General features: G+C 65.4%; 19 protein-coding genes. 6 read left to right on the top strand and 13 right to left on the bottom strand.

Going from position 1 to position 25,919, the window contains the following annotated elements; all coding sequences use genetic code 11:
* Positions 1–39 precede the first annotated feature (39 nt).
* Complete coding sequence (locus tag BLQ10_RS05145; protein WP_091559186.1) at positions 40–1,863, top strand: ABC transporter ATP-binding protein; 1,824 nt, start codon at positions 40–42, stop codon at positions 1,861–1,863.
* Between the two features lie 12 nt (positions 1,864–1,875).
* Here BLQ10_RS05145 and BLQ10_RS05140 read toward each other — a convergent pair whose 3' ends face one another.
* The 3 genes from BLQ10_RS05140 to BLQ10_RS05130 all read right to left on the bottom strand — a co-directional run bounded on the left by BLQ10_RS05140 (position 1,876) and on the right by BLQ10_RS05130 (position 5,440).
* Positions 1,876–3,105, bottom strand: coding sequence for a glycosyltransferase (locus BLQ10_RS05140; RefSeq protein WP_139164174.1), 1,230 nt, complete (start codon positions 3,103–3,105; stop codon positions 1,876–1,878).
* Between the two features lie 71 nt (positions 3,106–3,176).
* Positions 3,177–4,298 (bottom strand): glycosyltransferase, encoded by a 1,122-nt coding sequence (locus BLQ10_RS05135; protein ID WP_254785406.1) that lies wholly within the window; start codon positions 4,296–4,298, stop codon positions 3,177–3,179.
* Between the two features lie 32 nt (positions 4,299–4,330).
* Complete coding sequence (locus BLQ10_RS05130; protein ID WP_091559182.1) at positions 4,331–5,440, bottom strand: glycosyltransferase family 2 protein; 1,110 nt, start codon at positions 5,438–5,440, stop codon at positions 4,331–4,333.
* A gap of 55 nt (positions 5,441–5,495) precedes the next feature.
* Between BLQ10_RS05130 and BLQ10_RS05125 the strand changes: the two genes are divergently transcribed.
* The 3 genes from BLQ10_RS05125 (at position 5,496) to wecB (ending at position 9,971) form a co-directional block, all read left to right on the top strand.
* Positions 5,496–6,632: a glycosyltransferase family 2 protein gene (locus tag BLQ10_RS05125; protein ID WP_091559181.1), complete on the top strand. Its 1,137-nt coding sequence runs from the start codon at positions 5,496–5,498 to the stop codon at positions 6,630–6,632.
* 175 nt (positions 6,633–6,807) lie between these two features.
* Complete coding sequence (locus BLQ10_RS05120) at positions 6,808–8,814, top strand: DUF6541 family protein (RefSeq protein WP_091559179.1); 2,007 nt, start codon at positions 6,808–6,810, stop codon at positions 8,812–8,814.
* An 80-nt stretch (positions 8,815–8,894) separates the two neighbouring features.
* Positions 8,895–9,971, top strand: a complete 1,077-nt coding sequence (wecB, locus tag BLQ10_RS05115) for a non-hydrolyzing UDP-N-acetylglucosamine 2-epimerase (RefSeq protein WP_091559178.1) — start codon at positions 8,895–8,897, stop codon at positions 9,969–9,971.
* A gap of 113 nt (positions 9,972–10,084) precedes the next feature.
* On the opposite strand, the gene BLQ10_RS05110 is transcribed toward wecB, so the two are convergent.
* The 9 genes from BLQ10_RS05110 to glf form a co-directional block, all read right to left on the bottom strand.
* A complete protein-coding gene (locus BLQ10_RS05110) occupies positions 10,085–11,251 on the bottom strand; it encodes a glycosyltransferase (RefSeq protein WP_091559175.1) in 1,167 nt (388 codons plus the stop codon).
* On the bottom strand, positions 11,248–12,243 hold the full coding sequence (locus BLQ10_RS05105) for a Gfo/Idh/MocA family protein (protein WP_091559172.1): 996 nt from the start codon (positions 12,241–12,243) through the stop codon (positions 11,248–11,250). Before BLQ10_RS05105 ends, BLQ10_RS05110 begins: the two co-directional genes overlap by 4 nt.
* A 1-nt stretch (position 12,244) precedes the next feature.
* Positions 12,245–13,336 carry a DegT/DnrJ/EryC1/StrS family aminotransferase gene (locus BLQ10_RS05100; RefSeq protein WP_091559171.1) on the bottom strand — a complete coding sequence of 364 codons (1,092 nt, stop codon included), beginning with the start codon at positions 13,334–13,336 and terminating at the stop codon, positions 12,245–12,247.
* On the bottom strand, positions 13,333–13,929 hold the full coding sequence (locus tag BLQ10_RS05095; RefSeq protein ID WP_091559168.1) for an acyltransferase: 597 nt from the start codon (positions 13,927–13,929) through the stop codon (positions 13,333–13,335). Before BLQ10_RS05095 ends, BLQ10_RS05100 begins: the two co-directional genes overlap by 4 nt.
* A 48-nt stretch (positions 13,930–13,977) precedes the next feature.
* A complete protein-coding gene (locus tag BLQ10_RS05090) occupies positions 13,978–15,267 on the bottom strand; it encodes a nucleotide sugar dehydrogenase (RefSeq protein WP_091559166.1) in 1,290 nt (429 codons plus the stop codon).
* Positions 15,268–15,367: 100 nt separating this feature from the next.
* The gene (locus tag BLQ10_RS05085; RefSeq protein WP_091559163.1) at positions 15,368–16,093 is read right to left on the bottom strand and encodes an ABC transporter ATP-binding protein; all 726 of its coding nucleotides are present in this window, start codon (positions 16,091–16,093) and stop codon (positions 15,368–15,370) included.
* Complete coding sequence (locus BLQ10_RS05080; protein ID WP_091559160.1) at positions 16,094–16,975, bottom strand: ABC transporter permease; 882 nt, start codon at positions 16,973–16,975, stop codon at positions 16,094–16,096.
* Between the two features lies 1 nt (position 16,976).
* A complete protein-coding gene (locus tag BLQ10_RS05075) occupies positions 16,977–18,974 on the bottom strand; it encodes a glycosyltransferase (RefSeq protein WP_091559157.1) in 1,998 nt (665 codons plus the stop codon).
* Positions 18,971–20,158 (bottom strand): UDP-galactopyranose mutase, encoded by a 1,188-nt coding sequence (glf, locus tag BLQ10_RS05070; protein ID WP_091559154.1) that lies wholly within the window; start codon positions 20,156–20,158, stop codon positions 18,971–18,973. Before glf ends, BLQ10_RS05075 begins: the two co-directional genes overlap by 4 nt.
* A gap of 262 nt (positions 20,159–20,420) precedes the next feature.
* Between glf and BLQ10_RS05065 the strand changes: the two genes are divergently transcribed.
* Entirely contained in the window at positions 20,421–24,776 is a 4,356-nt protein-coding gene (locus BLQ10_RS05065) for an FtsK/SpoIIIE domain-containing protein (RefSeq protein ID WP_175558477.1), read from the top strand.
* Here the strand turns inward: BLQ10_RS05065 and BLQ10_RS05060 are convergent.
* Entirely contained in the window at positions 24,744–25,139 is a 396-nt protein-coding gene (locus BLQ10_RS05060; RefSeq protein ID WP_091559687.1) for a hypothetical protein, read from the bottom strand. The genes BLQ10_RS05065 and BLQ10_RS05060 overlap by 33 nt on opposite strands.
* A gap of 404 nt (positions 25,140–25,543) precedes the next feature.
* Here BLQ10_RS05060 and BLQ10_RS05055 point away from each other — a divergent pair, with 404 nt between their 5' ends.
* On the top strand, positions 25,544–25,792 hold the full coding sequence (locus tag BLQ10_RS05055; protein WP_003804966.1) for a WhiB family transcriptional regulator: 249 nt from the start codon (positions 25,544–25,546) through the stop codon (positions 25,790–25,792).
* Positions 25,793–25,919 lie beyond the last annotated feature (127 nt).

Raw genomic sequence — 25,919 nt, 5'->3', positions numbered from 1 at the left:
TATGGGAAGGATTCTTCCACTGCAGTTCTGGAGTAAAACTTGAAAAACCTGCGACGCACTCTTGGCCAACTGCTGCCGCTTTTGCCGACCAACGCGAGAAAATTCCTCCTGTTGTTCGCGACGTTGTCATCGGTGCTAGTCCTTGTTGACGCGGGCGCCTTGGGCGTCTTTGCGCTGGTGCTGAACCAGATCATGCAGTCGCAAAGTACTGGGAACCCCATGACCCTGCCAATTCTCGGCACCATCTCGGACACCGTCGGGCTGCTTCTTCTGGTGTGCTCGGCAGCCGTGATGATCCTGAAGTCGTTCTTGAACATCTGGCTCCAGTGGGTGTCCACCCGAAAGTTTGCCGACTACGAGTTGGAGATTGGGACTGTCCTCTTTCAGAGCTACATCCGTGCCCCGTGGACCTCACGCCAAAACAGGTCAACCACCGAATTGGTGCGCATGATCGACGTCGGCATCGCCAACACCATTGCCGGCGTGTTGTTTCCCGCAGTTGTGCTGCCGTCCCAGGCATTGACGTTCGCATCCGTTCTTGTGATTTTGATCGCTGCCTCGTGGCAGACAGCACTGATTACGGTCATTTACCTGGGCCTCATCGCTGCCTTCCTCTATCTTTACCTGTCGAAGAAGTCCTATGAGGCGGGCCGGGTGAACCGCGATTCGGCCATGCGGATGTCGACGCTTGTTTCGGAGATGCTGGCGGCACTAAAGGAGATCACGCTGCAGGACAAGGCCGACGAAGTTGGCAACGTTGTCTTTTTGAGCCGCGAAAAGGCCGCAAGGTCCCGGTCCAATATTCGTTTCCTGGCGGCTGTCCCGAAGTTTGTCATCGACATGGCTCTCATCGGCGGCTTTCTGCTCATCGGAACCGTCGGATTCTTCAACGGCGGCATCGGAGCGGCGATGACGTCGGTGGCCATTTTCGCCCTGGCAGGGTTCAAAATGGTCCCTGCGCTCACCACCATCCAGTCTCAGGTGACGCTGGTGCAGTCCACGCTTCCCTACACGGAGCTTGTCATGGCCGACATTCGTGACGCCGAAGATTTCCGAAACAACGCCGAAAAACTGGGGAAAACCCCCATCAGCGGTGAACCTAAACTCCTTGAGCTGCGCAACGTCGAATTTACCTACCCGGGAGCCAATAGTCCCGCCGTGACCAATGTCAACCTGCAGATCCCCCTCGGGACCTCGGTCGGCGTGGTGGGACAGTCCGGCGCCGGCAAGTCGACATTGATCGACATCTTCCTGGGCCTGCTGGTACCCTCCACCGGCACCATGACACTCGATGGCGTTCCGCTTGAAGACGTACTGGCTGCATGGCGAAAGCGCGTGGGCTATGTACCCCAGGAAGTCGCGATTTTCGACGGAACCGTGGCCCAGAACGTTGCCCTGTCTTGGGGTGGGGATGTCGATGAGGACCTTGTGCGGCTTTCGTTGCAGCGGGCCCAATTGCTCGAAACCATCGAGGCCCGCCCAGAGGGCATTCACGGCCGGGTTGGCGAGCGTGGCGGATCGCTCTCCGGCGGCCAGCGCCAGCGTCTCGGCATCGCCCGGGCGCTCTACATGGACCCGCTGGTGCTCGTGCTTGACGAAGCCACGAGCGCCCTGGACACGGCCACTGAGGCCGCCGTAGCCGCGGCCATCCAGGAACTTCAGGGCGATGTGACAGTCATATCGGTCGCCCATCGGCTGTCCACCATCCGTGATAACGCGCAGGTGTTGTACATGAGCGAGGGCACAATTGAGGCCAGGGGGACCTTTGATGAAGTCGTTGCAGCCAACCCAAGTTTCGCCCAGCAGGCGGCCTTGGCGGGTTTGACCCCCTTAGAAACGGTATCCGAACCTCGATTGAAGTGAGGTGCCCGCGCGTCAGTGGCCTGCAACGACTGAAGCGGCAAACTCGGCGTTGACTGCCGCATCGTAGTCCCGGGCCCACGTGGCTCGCGGATCATAGCTTTGCGGTGCGGCGGCGATGACCTTAGCGAGCGCGTCAGTTAATTCCTCCGCTGTAAATCCGGCCGGGATAAGTTCACCCGTGCTGAGGTCGCTGCCAACGATTTCAGCGGTTCCACCCACGTTCGTCGCCACCACAGGAATGCCATACGAAATGGCTTCCATAATGCTCACGGGCAGGCCCTCCGACGCACTCACGTTGACGAATGCCGAAATCTGGTGCGTTCGGTAAAACTCCATGATTTGCGGGTGCGGGGTAGCCCCGCGAATTTCGATGGACAGTCCCGGACGGTCGATCCGGGCCGCACGTTGGCGCAAGTCATCCTCCAACACCCCGCCGCCGAAATGGATCCAGGTCAGGTCGGAATCGAGAGGTAGTTCTTCCAGTGATTCCAGAATCCGTTCGACGCGCTTGACTGCGATCAAGTTAGAACAACTGACGATCGTTCGCCCGGGTCCCTCACTCAGGGAACCGTCTGCCTCGAGCGGTTTGGCTGTTCCGAGCCGGCTCACAACTATCTTGCCCCCAAGCCGTTCCCCCTGATATTTCTCGAGCAGGTAGCTTCGGGCGGATTCCGAAATGGCCAGGATGCGATTCGCCCGCGCAAACAACGAGGGCCGGAACGGCAGGTACCCGGATTCTTCTTCGTAGAGATCGTAACGGTGAAGCCGGAGGCTCACGCTCTTGATGCCCCGCGGCAACCATGGGACCAGCAGGCCTGCTCCCATGCCCCAAAAGCTGTAGACACTCGTCTCGGCGTTCGGCTTCGACAAGGAGTGGCGGAGCCGTGGATCGTTGGCAAGGGTCATTCCAACGGCTGCCGCCGAAAGGAAACGACCGACGTGTCCGGCCAGGCGCCCGGACCGGAATTCCCGTGCCGCGATTCCTATTGACCGCGCCAACAGGGACGGGGAGCCGCATGCCTTGATCTTGGCCGAACGGGCGCTTCCATACAGATTTCCTCCGTAGACAACGTTCGGCGGCAGTTCGGCCACCCCCGCAGGCGCTCCTGGCGTGTAATTGAAGACTTCAATCTCATCAAAGCGGGCCGCCAGGGCTGCGATTTCGCTGCCGACGAACACATGGTCGCCCTGCATATAGGGATATTGATTTGTCAGTAGAACCAGCCTGCGAAGAGTCGTCACGTTAGTCCTCTTTGGAATTTTTTGCGTCGGTTTCTGGGGCCTGGAGGTGCCAGGAAAATGATCCGTTCGGGCTAGGCCCGGGCGATCGCGGCCGCATAGGCCTCGTCGAAAAGTGCGCCTACGGCACCGGGTGCAAACCTGGCCCGAATGGGCGCGGCAATTTCTTCAGCGGGCACGGTCCGGAAAGCGTCTGCGGCTTCCATGACGGCCCGGCCCAAGACCGCCGGGGTGACATCCTCTACGAGCCTGCTGTTGGAGGCGTCGGCGTAGTCGCTGAAGCCGCCCACCTGGGTAGCCACCACCGGGCGGCCGGCGGCAAGCGCCTCCGCTGCGGACGTGAAGAAGTTCTCCTGGGCTGTTGGAAGGAAAAACAGGTCGGCCGCGGATAGGTGTTCCGCCACCTCGGCCGGTCGCACAGAGCCTGCCAGGGTGACCCTATCCGCGAGGCCCAGCTTGGACACCAATGCCTCGCACTCAGCCCGCAAGGGCCCTTCCCCCACCCAGGTCAGGTGCGCGTCCGTTCCGTGGTCGCGCAGCCAGGCAATGGTTTCAATGGCGGCCAGTGGGCGCTTTCGTGCAATGAGTCCGCCCACTGCGACCAGCCACAGCGGCGAGCCAAACACGGACGGCGCAACGGGTCCCCTCCCCTTCACCACGCAGGGCACCACCCTGGCGGCATGCGGCCGGGCAAAGCGCTGCATTTCTCTGGAGAGCTGGGTGGTCACCCCCGTCACCACGTGGGGGAAGCGCAGCAGGCGGCGCAAGCCGGAAAGTTTTTCCCACAGGGGTGAGACGCTGGCCGGGTTCACCACGCCGTTCCAGTGCTCGGTGTGCACCCATGGGCTTCCGCGGCCAACAGACGTGCGGGCCGACCAGGCCGGCACCGCCAGCAGGATCGAGGAAAAAGCCATGGTGTGGACCAGGTCGGCCCAGGCCATCTCCCGGGCCAGCAGGCGTTCGCACGCCAGCAGGGTTGCCGGACGCCGTGGGTCCGCCAACAGACGCCGCACCGGGACGCCCTCCCACTCGCCGTTGGCGGCCCTGGGCATGGGCAGTGCCGTGCCGAGCCGCACGTGGACCACGCGTACTTGGTGGCCCTGGCCGCGGATTGCTTCGACATGCTCGGCGTTGAACGGCGCCTCGGCGGGGTTTTCCTCATGCGGGTACCAGGTGGCAATGACCAGAATCTTCACGTGTTCCTTGAATGGGTCTGTGGGAGAAAACGCTAGGAAAGCAGTGCCGAGGCACTCATGAACCGGAAGGGGGCTTCCGGATGCAACACCTGCAAGAGGTCTCGTGGCAGCCAAGTCCGCGGGTCCGTGAAGGTGCGTCGGCGCGCGGCCAGGGATTTCATCACCGCGGGGTCGGTCTCCTGGCGTGTCACAGCATCGAGCAGCGACCGGTCCGCGAATGACAACGGCCGGGCCGCTGTGGGTGCGGCGAAGAGCAGCCGCCGGGCAGCCCCGGCCATGCCAGCGGCGTCGTCGGCGTCCCAGGTGCCGCAATCGGCCCGCAGCATCACATGCCCAAACACGTGGACGCGGATGAGCTTGGTCACGATCGCGGCCCGCTGGGCCGGGCCCAGTCCGGCAAACCAGTCCGAGTCCACCAGGTCCGTGGCAAAGGCGAGATCTTCCGCCACGCTGCGTGGCGTTGCTGTGACTCGGACTGCGGCGTCGTCGTGCACCAGGTACCGGGGCAGGGCGCGGCCGTAGCTCACGCTCGCCCCGGAGAACCAGAGCTTGGCGGAGAAGGACTGGTCCTCCCCCGTGGCATACCGGGTGGAAAATTCCAGACCCAGCGAACGGATCAGGGAAAGCCGCATGAGCCCCAGGGGTGCGGTGCGGTACGTGAGGCGGTCCGCCACCGGGTCCAGGCTGACACGCCGGTTGCGGCGCACCACAGGGGTCCGGATGGCTGCCCCGCCCGCATGGGCCATCGGCGCAACCAGGACGTCGGCGCCGTCCTTCACTGCGGCCTCGACCCAGCGGGCCAGGGCACCTTGCTCCAGCGAATCGTCGCTGCCCATGATGGACACCCAGGTGCCAGTGGCCAGTGAGATCCCGTGGTTGAACGGTCCTGCGGGGCTCTTGATCCCATCCACGTACTGCACGAACCGGACGAGATCCCGGTGTTCGGGTGCCACGCGCGTCCGGATCGGCGCGATTTCGGTATTGTGGCACACCACGGTGACGCGCAACCGCCCGGTGCCCTCCGGGCCTGTGGGGAGCCCGGACGCCATGAGCGACGCGACCGTGCGCTCGATGGGTCGGTCCGGAGTGTGCACGGCAACCACCACATCGACCAGCACGGTATCCACAGAATTGTTGTCCACCCCGTAAGGTTATCGCGGAACCGAAGGACCCAAGCTTGCACAGGAGAGCGCGGCCATGATCCCCAGCATTGAAGTTGTCATACCGGTGCATGACCCGGCACGGCCGCTGGAAAGGAGCTTGCAGTCCATTCTGGCCCAGCGCACGGAACTCGCTGCACTTGGCGTGGAGCTCGGGGCCACCGTGGTCTGCCACAACATCGCCGTCGAGGCCATTAAGGACAGCGTCACCTCCGCCCAGGTGGCGGACGACGCCGTCACCTGGCTTGGGCACAACGACGGCACCCGCTCCCCTGCCGGGCCACGTAACGCAGCCCTGGACCGAAGTGCGGCCACTTTCCTCAGCTTCCTGGACTCCGACGACTACTTGGAGGAGGGTTCCCTGGCGGCATGGTGGAAGGTGGCCGAGGCCCGGGGCGCAGCGGCCGTCATTGCCCCATTGAGGACCCCGGAAGGCACCATCCTCCGGTCCCCGCGGATCCGTCCGTCAAAGCCCGCCGTGCTGGATCCTGTCAGGGACGGCCTTGCCTACCGCAGCGTCCCCTACGGCCTGCTGCGGCGCGAGGCGTTGCTCGCCTGCGGATTTCGCTACGCAGAAGGCATTGCCATCGGTGAGGACCTTGAAGCCGCGCTAAGGCTTTGGTTCCGCGGAGGACGCATCGCGTACCCATATTCAGCGCCGGCCTACCACCAGACCGACGAGTCAGGCGACACCCGGGTGACCAGTGCAGTCCGCCCCCTCGCGGAGGAGTTTCTGTGGCTTGACGCCCTTGTCCAGACGCCGTGGATCTCTGCAGCCACTGCAGCCGAACGCCGGACGATTGCGCTGAAGCTCCTTCGGGTCCATGGCATCGGAGCGCTGGTGCGACGTGGGTCGCTGTCCGGATCGCCCGACACACCCGTGTGGTCGGAGGCTGATCGCACGGCTTGGGCCAAGGCCCAAATGCAGCTCCTCGACCTGGCCGGCGGCTCGCTCCCGGCTCTCTCACGCCGCGATGCCGCCCTCTGCCGCTCCGCCGCCATGGCGCACGACGAATCACAGTTGCGTGCCGCCGTCGTCCGTTACAACCACGCCGGCAGGCTGGACGAACTGGCGCCGGAAAATCCACTGTCCATGTTTTCGGCGGACTCCGTGCTGCGGCACTACGTTGCCGAGAGGTTGCGGACGAAGTCGGGAGTGTTTGCGCTCCGTTAAGTTGGAATCGTTCGGGATCGACCCGGCCGCCTGATCGATCGTGCTTCACGTGGGGATGGCGCGCGGTTCGAACCCGCGCCACCGTCCCGCCCGCTGCTGGAGGCTCCCGGGCGCAAGGGCACCCGCCCGGCTTGCTAGACTCGAGTCTGCAATTCTCGGACGAGCAGGAGCATTAATGAACTGGTGGCAGGCGTTTCCCGCTATCGCCGTGGCCGCACTCTTGATGTTTCTCCCCGGGTTGGTGCTGGCGAGGGCACTGGGCGCCAAGGGCTTCGCCTGCGCGGCAATGTCCCCCTTGGCTTCCTGCGGACTCATCGGGCTCGCGGGCGTGGTGGGAGGACTGTTCCGGCTGGGCTGGGGACTTTTCAGCTATCTGCTCGTGACAGCAGTCTGCACCGGCCTGGCATTCCTGCTACGGAGATTCCTTAATGGACGGGTTTCCGCAGTAGCGCCAGCCTCGGTGGCGCCCGCCGTCCAGTGGGCGGGAATCCTGGGCGGTATGGTGGCAGGCTCCGCCCTGATATTCAACCGCCTGCTCCCGGCCATCGGCAAGCCCGGAAATTTCGGCCAGGTGTACGACAACATTTTTCACCTCAATGCCATCCGGTACATCCTCGAAACCGGCAACGCCTCGTCACTGACGTTGGGCCGGATGCTCAGCCCGGATGCCGGGATTGCCATCTACCCGTCCGTGTGGCATTCGCTGGCGGCCCTCGTTGCCCAGCTGACCAACAACGACGTCTTTGTCAGCGAGAACGCCGTGGTCGTGGCTGTGAGCGCGCTCCTGTGGCCCTTCGCCTGCATCATGCTGGTCCGGGGCATCGTCGGCCCCCGCGTCCTGCCGCTTGTGGTTGCCGGTGCCCTGAGCGGCGGCTTCTGGATGTTCCCCTTTCAGTTGCTCCAGTGGGGCCCGCTCTACCCCAACACCCTTGCCTACAGCTTGCTGCCCCTGGCGCTGCTGGTCCTCGTGGGGTTGTTCCAAGCCGGGCGCGAAAGATTCCTGGACAACGTCAGCCTCTGGTGCTTCCTGGCCATCGCGGTTGCGGCGTTGTTCATGTCGCAGCCCAACGGTGTCACGGCACTCTTGGCATTCTCCGTGCCGCTGATCGCCGCCGCATGGTTCTCCCAGCTGCGTGCCCGGATCCGCGTCAAGGCCGGCAACAGGTCAATCGCGCTCGTGGTCCTCTGGGGGGTGGCCTCGGCAGCAGCGTTCCTCGTCGTCTGGCAGGCCCTGCTCCTTAACTTTGACAGTTGGCAACCCAGCCGGACCCTGGAGCAGGCTGTGGGCGACGTCGCCACGGGCACACTCCTCGGCGGCGGCGACACAATGGTCGCCTCGGTGGCGGCCCTGGTCGGCATAATCACCATCATCTGGCGGCGGAGAGGCGGCTGGATTATTGCCTGCGCACTCATTGCCGCTGCCCTCTACGTCGTCGCCGTCGTCATGTATCAGGGTCGCTTCCGGCACTTCACGATCGGCAGCTGGTACCAGGACCCCTACCGGCTCGCGGCCTTGGTGCCGTTGTTCATGATTGTTCTTGCCAGCGTGGGTGCGGACGGTCTGGTGTCCGCGGTCAGGGGATGGCTTCGGCGCATCGCCGCGAAACGCTCCGCCGGCCGGCGGCCCGGCCTTCCTGAGTTCCGGGGATCTGGGACCCTGTACGCCGTCGCAGCAGCCGCGATTCTTGCGCTCGCGCTATCCACCCTGGTGGATAGCGTCCATAGCCCCGGGCTGACCGCAGTGTCCACCAAGATCAAGGACTCTTATTCCTTTGTCCCGGGCTGGGCGGTATCCAGTGATGAGTTCGCCCTGATGTCCCGGCTCGATTCGACCGTTCCGAAGGACGCCGTTATCGGCGTCAACCCGTTCAACGGTGGACCGCTGGCCTACGCCATTTCTGGCCGCCACGTCACCCAGTATCATATTTCGCCCGGGCCCGACGACGATCTTCGCAAGATTGCGATGGACCTAACGACGTCGCAGGCGGGAGCTGAAACCTGTCAGCTCGCGAAGAAAGAGCACGTGCGCTACATACTCGACTTCGGCCGCTTCTACATCCTCAACTTCGTGGAGGCTCAGGCCTACCCTGCGTTCGACAACGTGCTGGCAACCCCGGGCGCAAAGGTCGAACTCGTGGACCACCAAGGCGCGGCCAAACTGTACAAGGTCAACGCCTGCTAACCACCCTGCGCCCGCTCATGAGCGGTGCGCAGGATCACAGCCCGCCGTGGCCGGGTACCGCTATCGCCTAAGCTGGGAGCATGCGTATTCTCAGCGTCGTCGGCGCAAGACCACAGTTTGTAAAGCTCGCACCGATCGCTTCAGCCCTCTCCGGCCGTGCGGAGCATCTGATTGCCCACACCGGCCAGCACTATGACGAACTCATGAGCGATGTCTTCTTCCGTGACCTGGGTATCCCAGCGCCCGATTTCAACCTCGGCGTGGGCTCCGGCAAGCACGGCGCACAGACCGGGGCCATGCTCGGGGGCCTCGAAGAGATCCTGGAAGAGGCCAAACCAGACTGCGTACTGGTGTACGGCGACACCAATTCCACCTTGGCCGCTGCGATAGCCTCGGTCAAGATGCACATACCCCTGGCCCACCTTGAGGCGGGGCTGCGTTCCTTCAATCGGCGCATGCCTGAAGAACACAACCGCGTCCTGACCGACCACGCCGCGGACCTGTTGCTGGCCCCCACCCACGTGGCCGTTGACCACCTGGCCAACGAGGGCCTCGCCGCCAAGACGGTCCTCGTCGGCGACGTCATGACCGACGTCCTGTACCAGGTCCGTGCCCTGCTGGAGAGCCGGCAGGAGCCGCTCCCCCTCGACGTGGCCCCGCAGGGATACTATGTCAGCACGATCCACCGTCCGGACAATACGGACTCACCGTCCCGCCTCAGGTCCATCCTTGCGTCCCTGGCCTCCCTGGACCGTCCTGTCCTCCTGCTGGCCCATCCGCGCCTGGTCAGTTTTGCCGAACGTCACGGACTGACGCTCGAGCAGGGAAGTATCCGGGTGTGCCCGCCGCTGGCCTATCCGCAACTGGTCAACGCCGTCCTCAACAGCGCAGGCGTCATCACCGACTCGGGAGGCCTGCAAAAGGAAGCCTTCCTGCTGCGGGTACCGTGCACGACGATCCGTCCCGAGACGGAGTGGGTTGAGACCCTCGAATCGCGGTGGAACGTCCTGGTGAGCGAAGACCTCTCCATCCTGGCCGACACAGTGAAGCGGCCCGCTCCCGAACCCACGGACGCGGCCCCGTACGGCGACGGACACGCCGCCGAGAAGATCGTGGACGCGCTGCTGAGCTTCAACGCGGAGTCCGGCAGGAAGTAGGTTGCTGAACTCCAACGCGGAGTCCGGCAAGAAGTAGGAGGCGCAGGCCCTTATCCGGGGCGGGAACGGGCGACAAGAAGTCCGTTCCCGCCCCTGCTGCTCCCCCGGGATCCTCAGTGACCAGCGTTTTTCGCAGTCGCGATGACGGCCGCCGCCGCCGCTTGCCCTGCTGCCGCCAGGGAAGCGTGGTCCGCCACCCACTGCGAGCGATGCCCGCGGCCGGTGTCGGCGGTTTCGAGCGCGGCGATCATGGCAGCCGCCACGGCATGGGGGTCGTGGTCCACGGCGTCGCCGAGTCCGTTGTCAGCCACCACTGCTGCCCCCTCGCCGGCCCCGGCAAATATCACCCGGGTCCCGCATCCTGCGGCCGCATAGATTTTGGTCGGCTTGGCGAAGTCATAGCCCTGACCTGGTTTGATGCTGACGAGTGCTGCTGCGGCCCCGCGCAGCCAGGCCGCAGCCTGCCGGGGCGGAACGACTCCGCCGAAAACCACGCTCCCGGGAGCGACCTCGGCCGCCAGCGCCCGGACGGCCGGCTCATCCGTGCCCTGCCCGAAAAAGCGGATCTCCGCGTCCGGATATTTCAGCTGCACGAATGGCAGTGCGCGGACAAAAACATCGGCTCCCTGCCATTCCGAGATGGTTCCGGTGTAGGCGAAATATGGCCGCTCACTGGCCGCGGCCTCGCCTTGGGGGTTGAAGACTGAGGTGTCGACCCCGTTGGCCACCACCCGGAGCCGCTCCGCCGGCACGTCGAACTTCGCGACTTGCTCGGCAACGGCATCAGAAATGGCGATAACGCAGGCAGCACGTCGCAGCACGAAGCCTTCGACGCGCCGCATCATGCCGATGACGACGCCGGGCACGTCAGTTGCGGACAGCGCTTCACTCCACACGTCCGCAGCGTAATACACGAACGGCCGGCGACGCAGCCAGCTGCTGAGGGCCACCACCAGCCCGGTGGTGGGCGGCGGCTCGGAGACGACAACATCCGCGCCCTGAACCAGCAGGCGGAAGAAGGCCGGTATGTCGAAGCTCAGGTACTGGAGATAGCCGCGGACGTTGCCGCCCCGGTCCCGTAACACGGGCCAACGGCTGACTCCGAACGGAACGCTGCCGGCCGAGGCTCCGCCGGGGGCGCGGGTCGTCACGACCTGCACCGCCGCCCCCGCGGCCACCAGCCCGTCTACCAGCGCCTGGAGACGAAAGGCAGCGGCCCCCACTTCGGGCGTGAAAAGCCGGGTAGCGACCGCGACCCTCAATCGGGGACGGGCTGTCACGAGGCGGCGACTTTGACCATCTGCCCGGTGCGCGCGGACTCCAGCACGGCCTCGGCAACCGCGAGCGTGTCCAGGCCTTCGCGCATGGTCACGACGTCGTTGCGCAGCCCCAGGACGGCGTCGCGGAAGGCCTCGTGCTCGGTGCGCAGCGGTTCTGGTTTGGCGATTGCAAGCCGGGTCATGTTGCCCTCGGAGACACCCCGGAAAGCTGCCATGGACTCCCACTCCGTGGCCACGGTGCCGTTTTCGAAGAACGTCAGGTCCGCCGTAACCGTGTCGGCCACGAAAGCGCCCTTTTCGCCGGTGACGATTGTCAGCCGCTCTTTCATGGGGGAGAGCCAGTTCACCAGGTGATTCGTGATGACGCCGCTTTCCAGCTGCCCGGTCGCCGCCACCATGTCTTCATGCGGACGGCCGCTGCGCGTGGTGACATGGGCGAAGATCGACTCGAAGCGGCTCTGGGCGAGCCAGGCGGTCAAGTCGATATCGTGCGTGCCCAGGTCCTTCACGACCCCGACGTCGGCGATGCGCGACGGGAAGGGACCCTGCCGGCGGGTGGCGATCTGGTAGACCTCGCCGAGTTCGCCCGCTTCAATCCGCTTCCGCAGGGACTGCAGCGCGGGATTGAAGCGCTCGATGTGGCCCACGGCCCCCACGAGGTTCCTGGCCTCGAAAGCATCCACGAGGCGTTGGCCTGCCGCGGCGCTTTCGGCAATCGGCTTCTCCACGAGGGTGTGGATGCCGGCTTCGGCCAGTGCCAGGCCGACTTCCTCATGCATCCCCGTCGGGACGGCCGCGACCGCCATGTCCAGGCCCTGGGCAATAAGTTCCTCCACCGAGGACAGCACCGGCAAGCCGCCGGCAACGCCGTGCGGATCGCCATAGACGTCCGCCACAGCCACCAGATCGACGCCGGGCAACTCGCGAAGAACCCGGGCATGGTGCCGGCCCATCATCCCCAGTCCGATCAGGCCTACCCGCAGATTCGCCATCTCAGGCACCGGCCTTGGCCACGGCGTTGACCGCAGCGACGATCCGCTCGAGGTCGTCCTGGCTCAGGGACGGGTGAACCGGCAGGGAGAGCACTTCCTTGGCGGCCGTCTCCGTGTTCGGCAAATCTTCCGTCCGGTTGAAGGACGGAAGCCGGTGGTTCGGGACCGGGTAGTACACGCCGGTTCCGATGTTGTACTCGTCCCGCAGCGCCTTGGCCAGCCCGTCGCGGTCCTCGGAAACCCGGATCGTGTACTGGTGGTAGACGTGGCCTGCCCCCGCCTTGACTGCCGGGGTTCCGACGTTCTCCAGGTTGGCGTCGAGGAATGCCGCGTTCTGCCGCCGCTGCGCGGTCCAGCCGAGCACCTTGGTGAGCTGGACGCGGCCGATGGCGGCGTGCAGGTCAGTCATGCGGGCGTTGAAGCCGACGATCTCGTTCTCGTATTGCTTCTCCATGCCCTGGTTGCGCAGCAGCCGAAGCTTGTGCTCGACGGCGGCGTCCGACGTCGTGACCATGCCACCCTCACCGGAGGTCATGTTCTTCGTCGGGTACAGGCTGAACATGGCGAAGGTGCCGAAGCTGCCCACCAACTTGTCGTTGAAGCTCGCTCCGTGCGCCTGGGCCGCGTCCTCGTAAAGATCGATGCCCCGCTCCGCGGCAAGTTTGCCGAGGCCCTCGACGTCGAAGGGGTGGCCGTACAGGTGGACCGGCATGATGCCCTTGGTCTTCTCCGTGATCAGCGAAGCGACGTGGTCTGTGTCCAGGGTGTAGTGGTCCAGCTCGATGTCAGCGAAGACCGGAGTCGCACCGGTCAGTGCCACGGCGTTGCCGGTCGCGGCAAAGGTGAAGGACGGCACGATAACTTCGTCGCCAGGTCCAACGCCGGCGGCGAGGAGACCAAGGTGGAGTCCGGAGGTGCCGGAGTTCACGGCGACGGCCGCGCGGCCGTCGACGAGCACCGAGGAGAACTCGGTTTCGAACTCCGCTACCTGCTTGCCTTGGGCCAACATTCCGGAGGCGAGTACGGCATCTACGGCCGCCCGCTCTTCATCGCCGATAATCGGCTTTGCTGCGGGGATAAAGTCCAGGCTCATGCGTTGTCCTCTGCCTCTTTCAGGAGATTTTCTTCTTCAACATATTTGGCGCCCGTCTCCGGGCACACCCAGAACCCGTCCGCCTCACGCAGCGGGAAGCCGGCCTTTCCGACCCAACCGAGCCGTTTGGCCGGCACCCCGGCCATCAAGGCGAAGGCGGGCACATCCTTCGTGACGACAGCGCCCGCGGCGATGGTCGCCCAGCGTCCGATCGTCACCGGTGCCACGCAGACGGCTCGAGCGCCGATGGACGCTCCATCCTCGATTGTGACGCCCACCGGGGTCCAGTCGTGCGCGCTCTTCAACGATCCATCAGGACTGACAGAGCGGGGGTAGGTGTCGTTCGTGAGGACCACTGCGGGCCCGATGAAGACGCCCTTTCCCAGCTTGGCGGGCTCGTAAACCAGGGCGTAGTTCTGGATCTTGGTGTTGTCGCCGATCTGGACACCGGTGCCTACGTAGGCGCCGCGGCCGACGATGCAGTTCTCTCCCAGGGTGGCGTCCTCGCGCACCTGGGCCAGGTGCCAGATCTTGGTACCGGCGCCCAGCACGGCGCGGTCCGAAACATCAGCGCTCGGGGCAATGTTATTCATCGTGAATCTCCTGTCAAAGGGAAGAAGCGATCGGCGAATCTACCGCGGTCATGCCTTGCCGATGACGCGGTACTGGACCCCGTCCCACGCCTCGGGGCTGCTTATCCTGCGGCCGTCGATGAGCACCCGGACACCCGGGAGGTCCTGCGGCCCCAGCGTGCGGTACTCGGCGTGGTCTGCCTGGACTACGGCCGCGTCCGCCGGCTCCCCCAGGTGGTAGGGCTGGAAGCCCAGCTTCTGGAGTTCCTCGTCGGTGTACAGCGGGTCATGGACGAGCGCGGTGGCGCCGCGCAGTTCGAGTGCCTTGACGGCGTCGAAGACTCCGGAAAACGCCGTCTCCTTGACGCCGCCGCGGTATGCAGCGCCGAGGACCACCACACGGGCGTCTGTCAGGTCGCCATAGGCTCCCTCGAGCAGCCCGATGGTGTAGGCCGGCATGTCGGCGTTGGCCGCGCGGGCTGCGCGCACCACCGTGGCCTCCGGATCGTTCCAGAGGTACAGCCGCGGATACACGGGGATGCAATGTCCGCCGACGGCGATTCCGGGTGTGTGGATGTGGCTGTAGGGCTGGGAGTTGGCGGCCTCGATGACCTGGTAGATGTCGATGCCTGCCGTGGCGGCATAGCGGGCAAACTGGTTGGCGAGTCCAATGTTCACGTCGCGGTAGGTGGTTTCCGCCAGTTTCGCCATCTCCGACGCCTCGGCGGACCCCAGGTCCCAGACGCCATTCGGCCGGGCCAGATCCGTCCGCTCGTCGAAGTCCAGCACGGCCTGATAAAACTCGACGGCTTTGGCTGCGCCTTCTTCCGACAGGCCGCCCACCAGCTTGGGGTACTTGCGCAGGTCCTCGAACACCCGGCCGGTCAGCACGCGCTCCGGCGAGAACACAAGGTGGAAGTCCTGCCCCTCGATCAGGCCCGAGGCCGATTCCAGGGCCGGTTTCCACCGGGTCCGGGTGGTGCCGACGGGAAGGGTGGTTTCGTAGGACACCAGGGTGCCAGGGGTCAGGTGCTTCGCCAGTTCGGCGGTCGCCGCGTCCATCCAACCGAAATCAGGATTTGCGTCCGCGTCGACAAACAGCGGCACGACGAGAACTACAACGTCCGCTTCGGGGACCGCGTCCGCGTAATCGGTCGTGGCCCGGAGCTTGCCTGCCGGCACCAGCTCGGCCAGTTTTTCCTGCAACCGGGCTTCGCCAGGAAATGGCTCTGTTCCGGCGTTGATGAGGTCGACAACCTGCCGGTTAACGTCGACGCCGACGACCTCATGACCCTTGGATGCAAACTGGACGGCCAAGGGCAGGCCGATCTTACCCAACGCAATTACAGCAATCTTCACGATTCTTGTGCCTTTTCTCTCATGCCTTATGGCAGGGCCGAAGGACCTGTCTCCACACTAGCGGCTGCCGCGCCGCGACGGCGGCAGCGGGCTCTGCCGACTAGTTGCGGAGCCGGGTTACCGCCTCGCTGATCGGCCCATCAAACATTACATTTCCGTGCTCAAGCAGGACACCTCGGGCACAGATCCGGGACACCAGGTCCAGGTCGTGGCTGACGACGACGAGGGTCTTGCCCTTTTCTGCCAGTTCCTGAATCTTGGCTATGCACTTGCGCTGGAACGGTTCATCTCCGACGGCGAGGATTTCGTCGATCAGGAAGACCTCGGGGTCGGTGTGAACGGCCACGGAAAAAGCCAGGCGCAGGTACATGCCGGATGAATAAAACTTGACCTCCGTGTCGATGAATTCGCCAATCTCGGAGAATTCCACGATCGCGTCGAATCGCTCGTTGATCTGCTTCTCCGTCATCCCCAGGATCGCTCCATTGAGGTACACGTTGTCGCGGCCGGACAGGTCAGGATGAAAGCCCGCTCCGACCTCGATCAGGCCAGCCACCCGCCCGCGCGTGTACACACTGCCGGAGTCCGGGAGCATGACGCCGGAGATGTGCTTCAACAGGGTGGATTTGCCGGAGCCGTTGAGGCCCAGCAGGGCCACGGTCTCCCCCGTTTCCACCATGAGGGAGACGTCCTTCAGGGCGTGGAACTTCTTGGAAAGATCACCCTTGCGGCCCTTCACGAGCCACACAACCGCCTCCTTGATGGAACGGGTGTGGCGGAGCACGAACTCCTTGCTGACATTGGAAACTTCGATCGCGCTTGCCATTTACAGCTCCTGAGCGAAGCGGCCCTCAAGCCGCCGGAAAGTTAGCTGTCCCAAAACCAGGACCACCAGCGAAATGACGAGGCCGATCGGCAGCCACAGGCTGAACAGGTTCGGCGGCATCGCGGCAGAACCGTCAGTGGTGGGGTACCAGAAAGCATAATGGAACAGCTCGACGCCCACCGTGATGGGGTTTGCCTGGTAGATGGCGAAGAAAACGGGGCCCAGCTTTGCCTGCACCATTGTCCAGGAGTACATGACGGGCGACGCCCAGGTCGCCACCATCAGGAGCATGTCAACGAGGTTTTCCGAATCACGGAAATACACGTTGGCGGCACCGAAAAGCAGGCCAAGCCCGGTGGCAAGGAAGCCCACAATGGCGAATCCGCCAACCGCGGCCAGCAGCTGGAACATGTCCGGATGCCACCCCGCAAAGAGGCATCCGATCACGAGGACAACGAGCTGGGGGAAGAAATGCACAGCCGACACCCAGACCGATGCCACCGGAAACAGCTCCCGGGGAAGATAGATCTTCTTGATGAGGTTGCCGTTGTTCACGATCGATCGTGCGGAGTTCCCGAGGGCTTCAGAGAAGAAGTTGATCAGCACGATTCCGGAGAAGAGATACACGGCATAGTTCGAGAGGCCGTCCGGGTTGCGTGCACTGCGCTCGAGGCCCATGAAGACGCCCAAGGCCACGTAGAACACGACAAACTGCACACCGGGCTTCACATAGGACCAGAGGAGGCCCAGGACGGAGCCGCGGTAGCGGACCTTCAGTTCCTTGCGGACCAGCAGTTTCAGCAGAAAACTGGACTGGCGAAGATCCCGAAATCCACCGCCGAGACCCGGGCGGGTCAATTCCCCGGAAATCGTGGTTGTCACGCTATTTCACTTCGCTCTGGGTGTGCTCTGTGAAGATTTTCTTCCAGGAATCCAGGGACGTGAGCTCCGGCATCGCGGCCTTGTACTGCTTGCTCAGCGACCGCCAGTCCTTGAGCAGCGCGGCATGCAGGCGGCTGCTCTCGGTGAGCATTTCCCTCACGCGCTTGGGGTCCCGCTTATACCAGGAGGCACCTGTTCCTTCCGCGTTGGAGACGACGGCGCTGTCGAACTGCGCGATCCGCCACCAACGGTTGTCCTGATGCGCAATGCTGGTTTGCGGACGTTCCGCGCTCGTGCTGCCCACGGGACGGAAAAGCTGCCGTGCGACAGTCTTAGCCGCCCAGGGCAGAAGAGTGATCTTGGACGGCTGGGACACACCGTGCCCGTGGCGCGGCGGCTTGTCCATCTTGGGCGTCGGGAACTCGTCCGGATCCGCGCGGAAAATCGAGTCGGAGTAGCCGGCCATCATCTTCCGGATTTCGGGCAGCTTCGAGGGAAGCAGTTCCGGCAGGCCGGACGGCCCCTTGAGCACATCTTCGAGCGCCCAGCCGCGGCCGTGCGCGGTCGCGTACTGCATTGACACGAGGTGCTTGATGTCCGCGTACTGTGACTCGCGCACAACGCGGCCGCCGTGTTCGTAGGGGCTGTGGAGCAGGGCCGCCACGATCCGGTTGCGTGCGTGGAAGTAAGCCTGCCAGCCGACGAGGTCATCCTTGTCGATCCAGGACACATGCCACACGGCCGAACCGGGCAGGGAGACTGTCGGGAAGCCGTGGGCCTTGGCGCGCAGTCCGTACTCCGAATCGTCCCACTTAATGAAGAGGGGCAGCGAGAGGCCGATTTCCCGGATGACCGAGGTCGGGATCAGGCACATCCACCAGCCGTTGTAGTCCACGTCGCAGCGGCGGTGCAGCCAGGAGGTCTGGCGCAGGTTCGAGGACAGGAAATCGTGTCCAAGGACCATGTCCTCGCTCGGCAATGACGGCTGGAAGCGGTAAGGGTTGACCACCTCGCCGAAAGTGTGGAGAACCGTGCGATTGTAGAGGTCGAACATGTGGCCGCCGACAATCGTGGGCGTCTTGCAGCGGTCCGCAAAGGTAAGCAGGCGGATGATGCTTTCAGGCTCAACCACGATGTCGTCGTCCATGAGCAGGACGTAGTCACTGCCGTTTTCGACTCCCTCGAACATTCCCCGGGCAAAGCCGCCCGAGCCGCCGAGGTTCGACTGGTTGATGATCCGCAGCTTGCCGCCAAGCGAATCCCGAACGTCGGCGAAACCGTCTGCGTCCTGGACCTTCTGGGTGCCCTGGTCAACCAGCAGGATCTCCTGGACATGTTTCAGGGCATCGGGGTTCTCGGCCAGCAGCCGGAGATTGTTGAGGCAGAAGTCCGTCTTGTTCAGTGTCGTGATCTGCAGGGTGACCGAACCGGGCGTGCTGTCAACAGCGGCGCCCTGCCATTCGGCGTCGACCATCACCAGCGGTTCGGAGCCGGCCACAAGGTCGAACCAGTACCAGCCGCCGTCGCCGAAGGGCGCCAGGGACAGCTCGAAGGTGTTCTCCGCCGCGCCTTCGACGCGCCGTGTGTCGACACGCTGCAGGGATCCGCGGGCGTTGGACTTGTAGACGATGACCGATCCGACACCCTGGGTGCGTACCTGAAGCCGGACCTTGTCCACTGTCGTCCAGCGCCGCCAGTAGCTCGCCGGAAAAGCGTTGAAGTAGCTGCCGAACGACACCCGCTCCCCCGACCTGACCTTGGTGGAGCTGCGGGACAGGAAGTCTTCAACGTGGGCTTCCTTGGTGGAGCTGCTGTAGGTCTGTGGCTTAGTCTTTTTTCCGCCGCGGTCACCGACCGTGGGAAGCTGGATGCCGGTCGCGGTGCCCATGTCCATGTACAGAGGAACCGTGTCCATCTGGCTGGCGTTGGGCAGGATGACCCGCTGCAGGGTGTCCCACTGCTGGGCGGACTCTACCTGGGTGTCGGTTGCGGCGCTCATGCGTCCACTCCCCCGCTTTCAATCTTGGCGCCGCCTTCGAAGTGCGGGCGGATCTTGTTGTCGAACATGGTCAGGGCCGAGCCGATCGCCATGTGCATGTCCAGGTACTTGTAGGTACCGAGACGGCCGCCGAAGAGGACATCCCGCTCGGCCGCGGCCAGATCGCGGTATTTGAGCAGACGATCGCGGTCCGTGGGCGTGTTGATCGGGTAGTAGGGTTCGTCGCCCTTCTCCGCGGCACGGGAGAACTCGCGCATGATGACGGTCTTCTCCGTCTGGTAGTCGCGCTCCGGGTGGAAGTGGCGCGGCTCGATAATGCGGGTGTACGCGACGTCTTCGTCGTTGTAGTTCACCACCGACGTGCCCTGGAAGTCCCCGACGTCGAGCACTTCTTCCTCGAAGTCGATGGTGCGCCAGGACAGATCGCCTTCGGCGTAGTCAAAGTAGCGGTCGACGGGTCCGGTGTAGACGACCGGGACGTTGCCGACTACGTTGCCCTTGCTGTACTCATGTGATTCATCGAAGAAGTCCGTGTTGAGCCGGACCTCGATGTTGGGGTGCTCGGCCATCTTTTCGATCCACGCGGTGTAGCCGTTGGTCGGAAGACCCTCGTACTTGTCGTTGAAGTACCGGTTGTCGTAGTTGTAGCGCACCGGAAGGCGGGAGATGATGCTCGCGGGCAGGTCCTTCGGATCCGTCTGCCACTGCTTGCCGGTGTAGTGCTTGATGAACGCCTCGTAGAGCGGGCGGCCGATCAGCTGGATGCCCTTGTCGTTCAGGTTCTGCGGATCAGTGCCGGCCAGCTCGCCGGCCTGTTCCTGGATCAGGTCCTGAGCCTGCCCGGGGGTGAGGTTGGCCCGGAAGAATTGGTTGATCGTGGCCAGGTTGATGGGCAGGGAGTAGACCTCGCCCTTGTGGACGCCGTAGACCTTGTGGACGTAGTTCGTGAACGTCGTGAAGCGGTTCACGTACTCCCACACGCGGTCGTTTGACGTGTGGAAGAGATGGGCGCCGTAGCGGTGCACCTCAATGCCGGTCTGCTCTTCCTTTTCGCTGTAGGCGTTGCCGCCGATGTGGTGCCGGCGGTCGATGACGACTACCTTCAAGCCCAGCTCAGTGGCGGCCTGTTCTGCGATTGTCAGGCCGAAAAAGCCCGACCCTACGATGACGAGGTCAGCGGTCACAAACTCTCCTGGTTCGAATGCGGGCAGCGCAATGTTGTGCATTGTCTGCTGGTCTAGCCTACCCGAGACGCGGCTGGTATCGGCGAATCGCGGGTCGCCCCACGGTCCGACGCCACCCCCAGCACCGGCCCTGGAGCCACGAATGGCGGGGGTTGCCGCGTCGCTCCGAAGCGTTTTCCACATGGCTCAATTTCCGGGCGCAGCCGGGCCGATGCGTCCCTAACGTGGAACCCGGGCCGCCACGCAGGAAAGGATGCCCCGGATGATTTTCCACTGCACTCTCGCACCCCGCACTCTCGCACCCAGCACTCTCGTACCCAGCACCCTCATGCAGAGCACCCCCACATCCGGTTCGACGCCGGACGTGCAGCTCATTGAGCTGTCCGTCGAGGTCCCCGAACCGTGCCCGGGCGCGGACTTAGAGTCCGCCATCGCCCGGCGCTACGGGACCGGTGGGCTGTCCGTCCGGGGAGTCCCGCTCGCCGCCATGATTGTTGGCGAGCCTCCCCTGGTCCCCGGTGCAGTCCTGGTTGAAAATGCCGTGCTGGTCGAAAGTGCTGTGCTGGCTGAAGGTGCTGTGCTGGCTAATACGTCGGGAGCAGCATCCCGGCCCGGGCCCGGCCGGCCGGAAACTGCCACGTTGCTGCTCGCCGTGGACAGCGGTCCCGGCGCAGGCACGCTTGTCGCGCTGCGGAGGGGGCAGTTCCGGATCGGACGCAGCGGTACCGGGATCGTGATCCCGGATGCCGCACTTTCCCGGGAGCACGCGCGCCTGGACGTCTCGGACTCCGACGTCACGATCGTGGACCTCGGCAGTGCGAACGGAACCAGCGTCGACGGCCGGAAGGTGCGAATGGTCCCGGTGACCACGGCGTCCTCGATCCGCTGCGGCGACTCCACCATCTCGCTCCGGCTCGGGCCTCTTGTGGTGCCCAACGCTGCCACGGACTCCGTCACGGCGCTTGCAGGCTCCAGTGTTGGCGCGCCGCTGGTCATCCGCGGCACCGCCGCCTCAAGCCACCGGGTCGCCACAGCGCTGGCCGCGGTGCTGCCGCTTCTGGCCGGCGTGGGCCTTGCGCTTCTCACCGGCATGTGGATGTTCCTGGCCTTCACCGCAGTCTCTGGCGTGTCCGTCCTCGTCCCGTTCCTTTCGGGCCGTCGGCAGCGCCGCGAGCTCAACGCCGCTGTGGCGGAGGCCGCCCTGCAGGACAGGGAACGACGCCGGCAGGCCGCTCCTTCCGCGGCGGACCTGGCCATCGGTTGCGCGGCCGGGGCATCCCCGGCGGCCCGTGTACCCCACGGAGAGCCACGGCACATCTGCCTGCGGCTCGGCCTGGCGGATCAGAGGGCGAACATCCGGCTGGAACCACCCGACTCCGGCTTCCGGCCACCGCCGCTCGGCCAGGTCCCCCTGACCCTGGACCCGGCGCCGGCGGTGGTGACCATCCACGGCCCGGCGCCCGCCGTGGCCGGGCTGGTGCGCTCATTCATCCTGCAACTGGCTTCCTATCCCCTCGGCGGCCGGACCCGCCTGCTGCTTCACGGCCCGGCGGACACTGTCCCGTTCTCAGCGCGCTTCCTGCCCGGGGTCACAATGTCCGCAAATGACGCCACAACCGCGGCCCTGTTGGCTGCCGGTCCCGGCGGGTTGACTCGCGGTCCGGGCGAGGCGGGGGGTCCGGGCGAGGCGGCTGGTCCGGGCGACGGATTCGACCGCGGAGTCCTCATCTTTTGGAGCACTCCCGGGCAGTCAGGGGCCGCGCCCGGGCCGGACATCGCCGGTGCAGGGCCGGCGTTCCGGACTTTGGCCACGGCACACGGGTGGAGGGTGATCGAGTGCTCGCCGGAGCAGGGTCCCGCAGAACACCCCGGCATTGTCCTCGGCCGGCGCAGCACGCTCATCGCCGGCGGAGCCCCGCCCATGGACTTCGTCCCGGATCTGGTCCCGGCAGTGGTCTTCGACCGCTTTTGCCGGGGCTTCAATGCCACACACGCTGCGGTGACTCTCCCGCCGGCCATCCCGCAGCACTGCAGCCTGGCCGACGTTCTTCCCCTCGCGGCGCCGGACATCTCCCGGCGCTGGTCCCGGGCCGGCGCGGAGGCCGGGCTGGGTGCGCCAGTGGGCGCGGGGAGCCTGGGGACCCTGCGGATCGATCTGAAGGCGGACGGCCCGCACTTCCTGGTCGCAGGAACCACCGGTTCCGGGAAATCGGAGTTCTTGCGGACTCTTGCCGCCGGCCTCGCGGCCAGCCATCCGCCGGACCGGGTCAACCTGCTCTTCATTGACTTCAAGGGCGGCTCGGGCCTGGGCCCGCTGACCGGGCTCCCGCACTGCGTCGGCATGCTGACGGATCTGGCCGCTGCGCAGGTGGAGCGCACGCTCGTTTCCTTGCGGGCCGAAGTCCGGCGAAGGGAGGAACTGCTCGCCCGTGTGGATGCCCCTGATCTCGCGGCCTATGAGTCGTCGCCGGCGGCGGGACCGCCGGTCCCCTATCTGGTCATTGTCGTTGACGAGTTCAGGATCCTGGTGGACGAAGTGCCAGGCGCACTGTCCGAGCTCATGAGGATTGCCGCCATCGGCCGGTCACTGGGGATCCATCTCATCATGGCCACGCAGCGCCCGCAGGGAGCCCTGAACGCCGATATCAGGGCCAACGTGACCACCTGCACCGCCCTCCGGGTCCAGTCCGGCCCCGAATCCTTCGACATCATGGGCTCCGGGCTCGCGGCCGCCATCCCCATCACACGCCCGGGGCGGGCGTTCCTGATCCGCGGCGCACAGGCCCCGGAAGAGTTCCAGACGGCCACCCTGACGCCCCGGACCGCCGCACGGACAGATGGAGCGGTCTCGGTGCGCACGGTCACGGAATTTCTGACGCGGGCGCCGGCAGTACCCGGTGTCCGGGCCGACGCCGGCGCCCGTGAAGCTCACGACGGCGGCGCCGCCCTGACTCCGACACAGGGGGCGGCCCTGCTCATCGACACTACTGTGGGCCTGTGGCAGGACCGCGGCGGCCGGCCGCCCCGCCGGCCGGTGGCAGATCCGCTGCCGGCTCTGCTGCCCCATCCGGGTCCCGGGCCCGCGGACGGGGACACGGTCCGGCTGGGGCGCGTGGATTTGCCGGAACTCCAACGCGTCGCGGAGTTGGGCTGGAGTCCTGCCGGGCACGGGCATCTGGGCCTCGTCGGCGCTGAGGCCGGCGCCGGCGATACCGCCTTGGCCCTGGCTGTCGATCAGCTCCTGACCGCCAAGGTGGAGTCGCATCTGTACGTACTCGACGCCGCCGGTGTGTTCAGCGCCGCCGCGGCCGCGCCCCGGGTCGGCACGGTGGTCGGCCTGCATGAAGTGCGCCGGGCCGCGAGGGTGCTGCGGCGGATCGCCCAAGAAACCACGTCGCGGCTTAGTGGGCACACGGCCGGCCCGCGGCCCCGGCTGGTCCTGGTGCTCAGCGGCTGGGGCGCCTGGGTTTCGGCATTCCGTTCCGGGCCGCTGGCGTGGGCTGAAGACCTCGTTCATGACATTGTGCGGGACGGTTCCCGGGCAGGGATTACGGTCATCGTCTCTGGCGAGCGTGAGCTCGTGACCGCGCGGTTTTTCGCCGGGCTGCCCAACCGGATCTTCTTTCCAGCAGGGTCTACCGACGAGGGCCGGCTTGCGTGGCCGCGACTTCCGGCGTTGGAGCCGGTCGCCGGCCGCGTGGCCGTGTTCGGCGCCTTTGTGCCAGCTCGTTTGGCGACCGGGCACGCGGCCCAACTCTTCGAACCAATGGTCGTGGGCGGGCGGCACTCCGCAGGTGGAGCCGTCACGACGAGGCCCTTCCGGGTGGACGCGCTGCCTGTATTGGTGACCGTGGACGAGGTGCTGGCCCAATGCGGCAACCCGGGGCCGGGGCAAAGGATCCCGCCGCCCGCCCGATTGCCCGCAGCCATCCCGGCCGCCGCGCACCTCCCGGTCCCGGCGGCCGCACTCCTTCTCGGGGTCGGCGGAGACGAACTCCGGCCGCACGGGATTCGGTTGCCGGCCGGCGGCGTCCTCGCGGTCCTCGGCGGCCCCGGCGCCGGAAAAAGCACGCTGCTGGCCGCGCTCCCGGGAATGAACCCGACCTGTGCCTGGCTCGCGCCGCAGCCGGGAACCGATCCCGGCCAGTACTGGTCCGGGCTCCACGCCAGCGCCCTCGCGGGCACCCTGGACCGGACAGCGATTGCGCTCGCAGACGACGCTGACCTGCTCGCACGCGAAGCCAACAGCGCCCTGGCGGCCCTAAACAGCCTTGGCTGGAGGGTGATCCTCACCGCGGGATTTGGCCCGGCCTTTGGGCAGCGGGTGGATCTGGCTGCCATCGCGCGCAGCCAGGGACAGGCGGTCCTGATTCGCCCGCGGGGGCTCATGGACGGCGAGCCGTTCGGGGTCCGGTTCGAAACGGAGCACGGTCCTCCGCCGGGACGCGCAGTCGTCATTTCCGAAGGCCGTGCGACGCCAGTCCAGCTGGCGGCGCCTGGCCCTGCCGCCCAGCTCGTTCCGGTCCCGCCTGCCGGCGGGCAGGTCCGGATCTCCGCTGCGCAGCACGCCGCTCGGGACGGCCCTTTAAAGGGCGGGCGGGGCTCCGGCAGCCCGTGAGGCGAACGCTATGACCCGCTTGTCGAACAGGAGCACGATCGTTGTCACGGCGGGGATCAGCATGGCCAGTCCGGCCAGCGGATAGCCACCGGTCAGGGTCGGGAAGCCAATGGTCAGCACGAAGAACTGGGCCACCAGGGCACCGGCCCGCGGCCAACGGAACCCTCGCAGCAGGAAGCGTGCCACGGCAAAGAGCCATGCGGAGAACGCCAGCAGCAGGAAAAGCGTGAAGACGGCGCCCCAGAAGGAGAGCACCGGCGCTCCGGTCAGGAGCTGGGTCCCGTACCAGCCGCCGGCCACGAGCAGCGCAGTGGCCTCCAGCGCGACGACGACGGCGATGACAACTATTCCCCTTGGCCGCACAGGGTTTCCGGCGGCGGCTCCGGGAGCGGTTGCGTCCGGATTCCGGAGCGAATCTTCGCCGGGGTGCTCGCCGTCATTCCCGCGGGGATTTTCACCGGGGCCTTCGCGGGGATTTTCACCGGGGTTTTCACGGGGGTCTTCAGGGTTCACAGGGGGCCTTGACACACTGGCACACTACCGGACATAGTCGTCTAGATGTGAGGACGCCGCCACTGAATGTGATGCATCGCTCACGGTCTCTAGGCATCTCGCCCTCTATTACCCCTTGTTTACACAGCGTTAACATGACACGCTTAATCCAGATGACCGAGGGGGCCCCCATGGGCCCTTTTCTTATGAAGCCTCTAGTGAATAAATTCACAAAGGCATTTAACGCGTTCCCAGGAATGGAGTGACTGATCAGCATGGATTGGCGTAACCGCGCAGCCTGCCTTGACAAGGACCCGGAGCTGTTCTTCCCCGTTGGAAACACGGGCCCTGCCCTCCTGCAGATCGAGGAAGCGAAAAGTGTTTGCCGCCGCTGCCCCGTTGTGGACACCTGCCTGCAATGGGCTTTGGAATCCGGCCAAGACGCCGGAGTGTGGGGCGGCATGAGCGAGGACGAGCGTCGCGCCCTGAAGCGCCGCGCTGCACGGGCACGGCGCGCTTCCTGATTCTGCTGCCCAAGCACTGGCAGCTACAGTGCCGGCAGCCACCGCACGACCCTGCAGCAATGGCCGCGGACCCCCAGGTCCGCGGCCATTGCCCGTTTAAGCCGCCGGGCGCATCAGCCGCCCGGCC

Origin of the sequence: Arthrobacter sp. ok362 (assembly GCF_900102785.1) — a bacterium.
GTDB lineage: Bacteria > Actinomycetota > Actinomycetes > Actinomycetales > Micrococcaceae > Arthrobacter.
The sequence above is the reverse complement of the archived record's forward strand: the minus strand, read 5'-3'. Positions and strand labels throughout refer to the sequence as shown.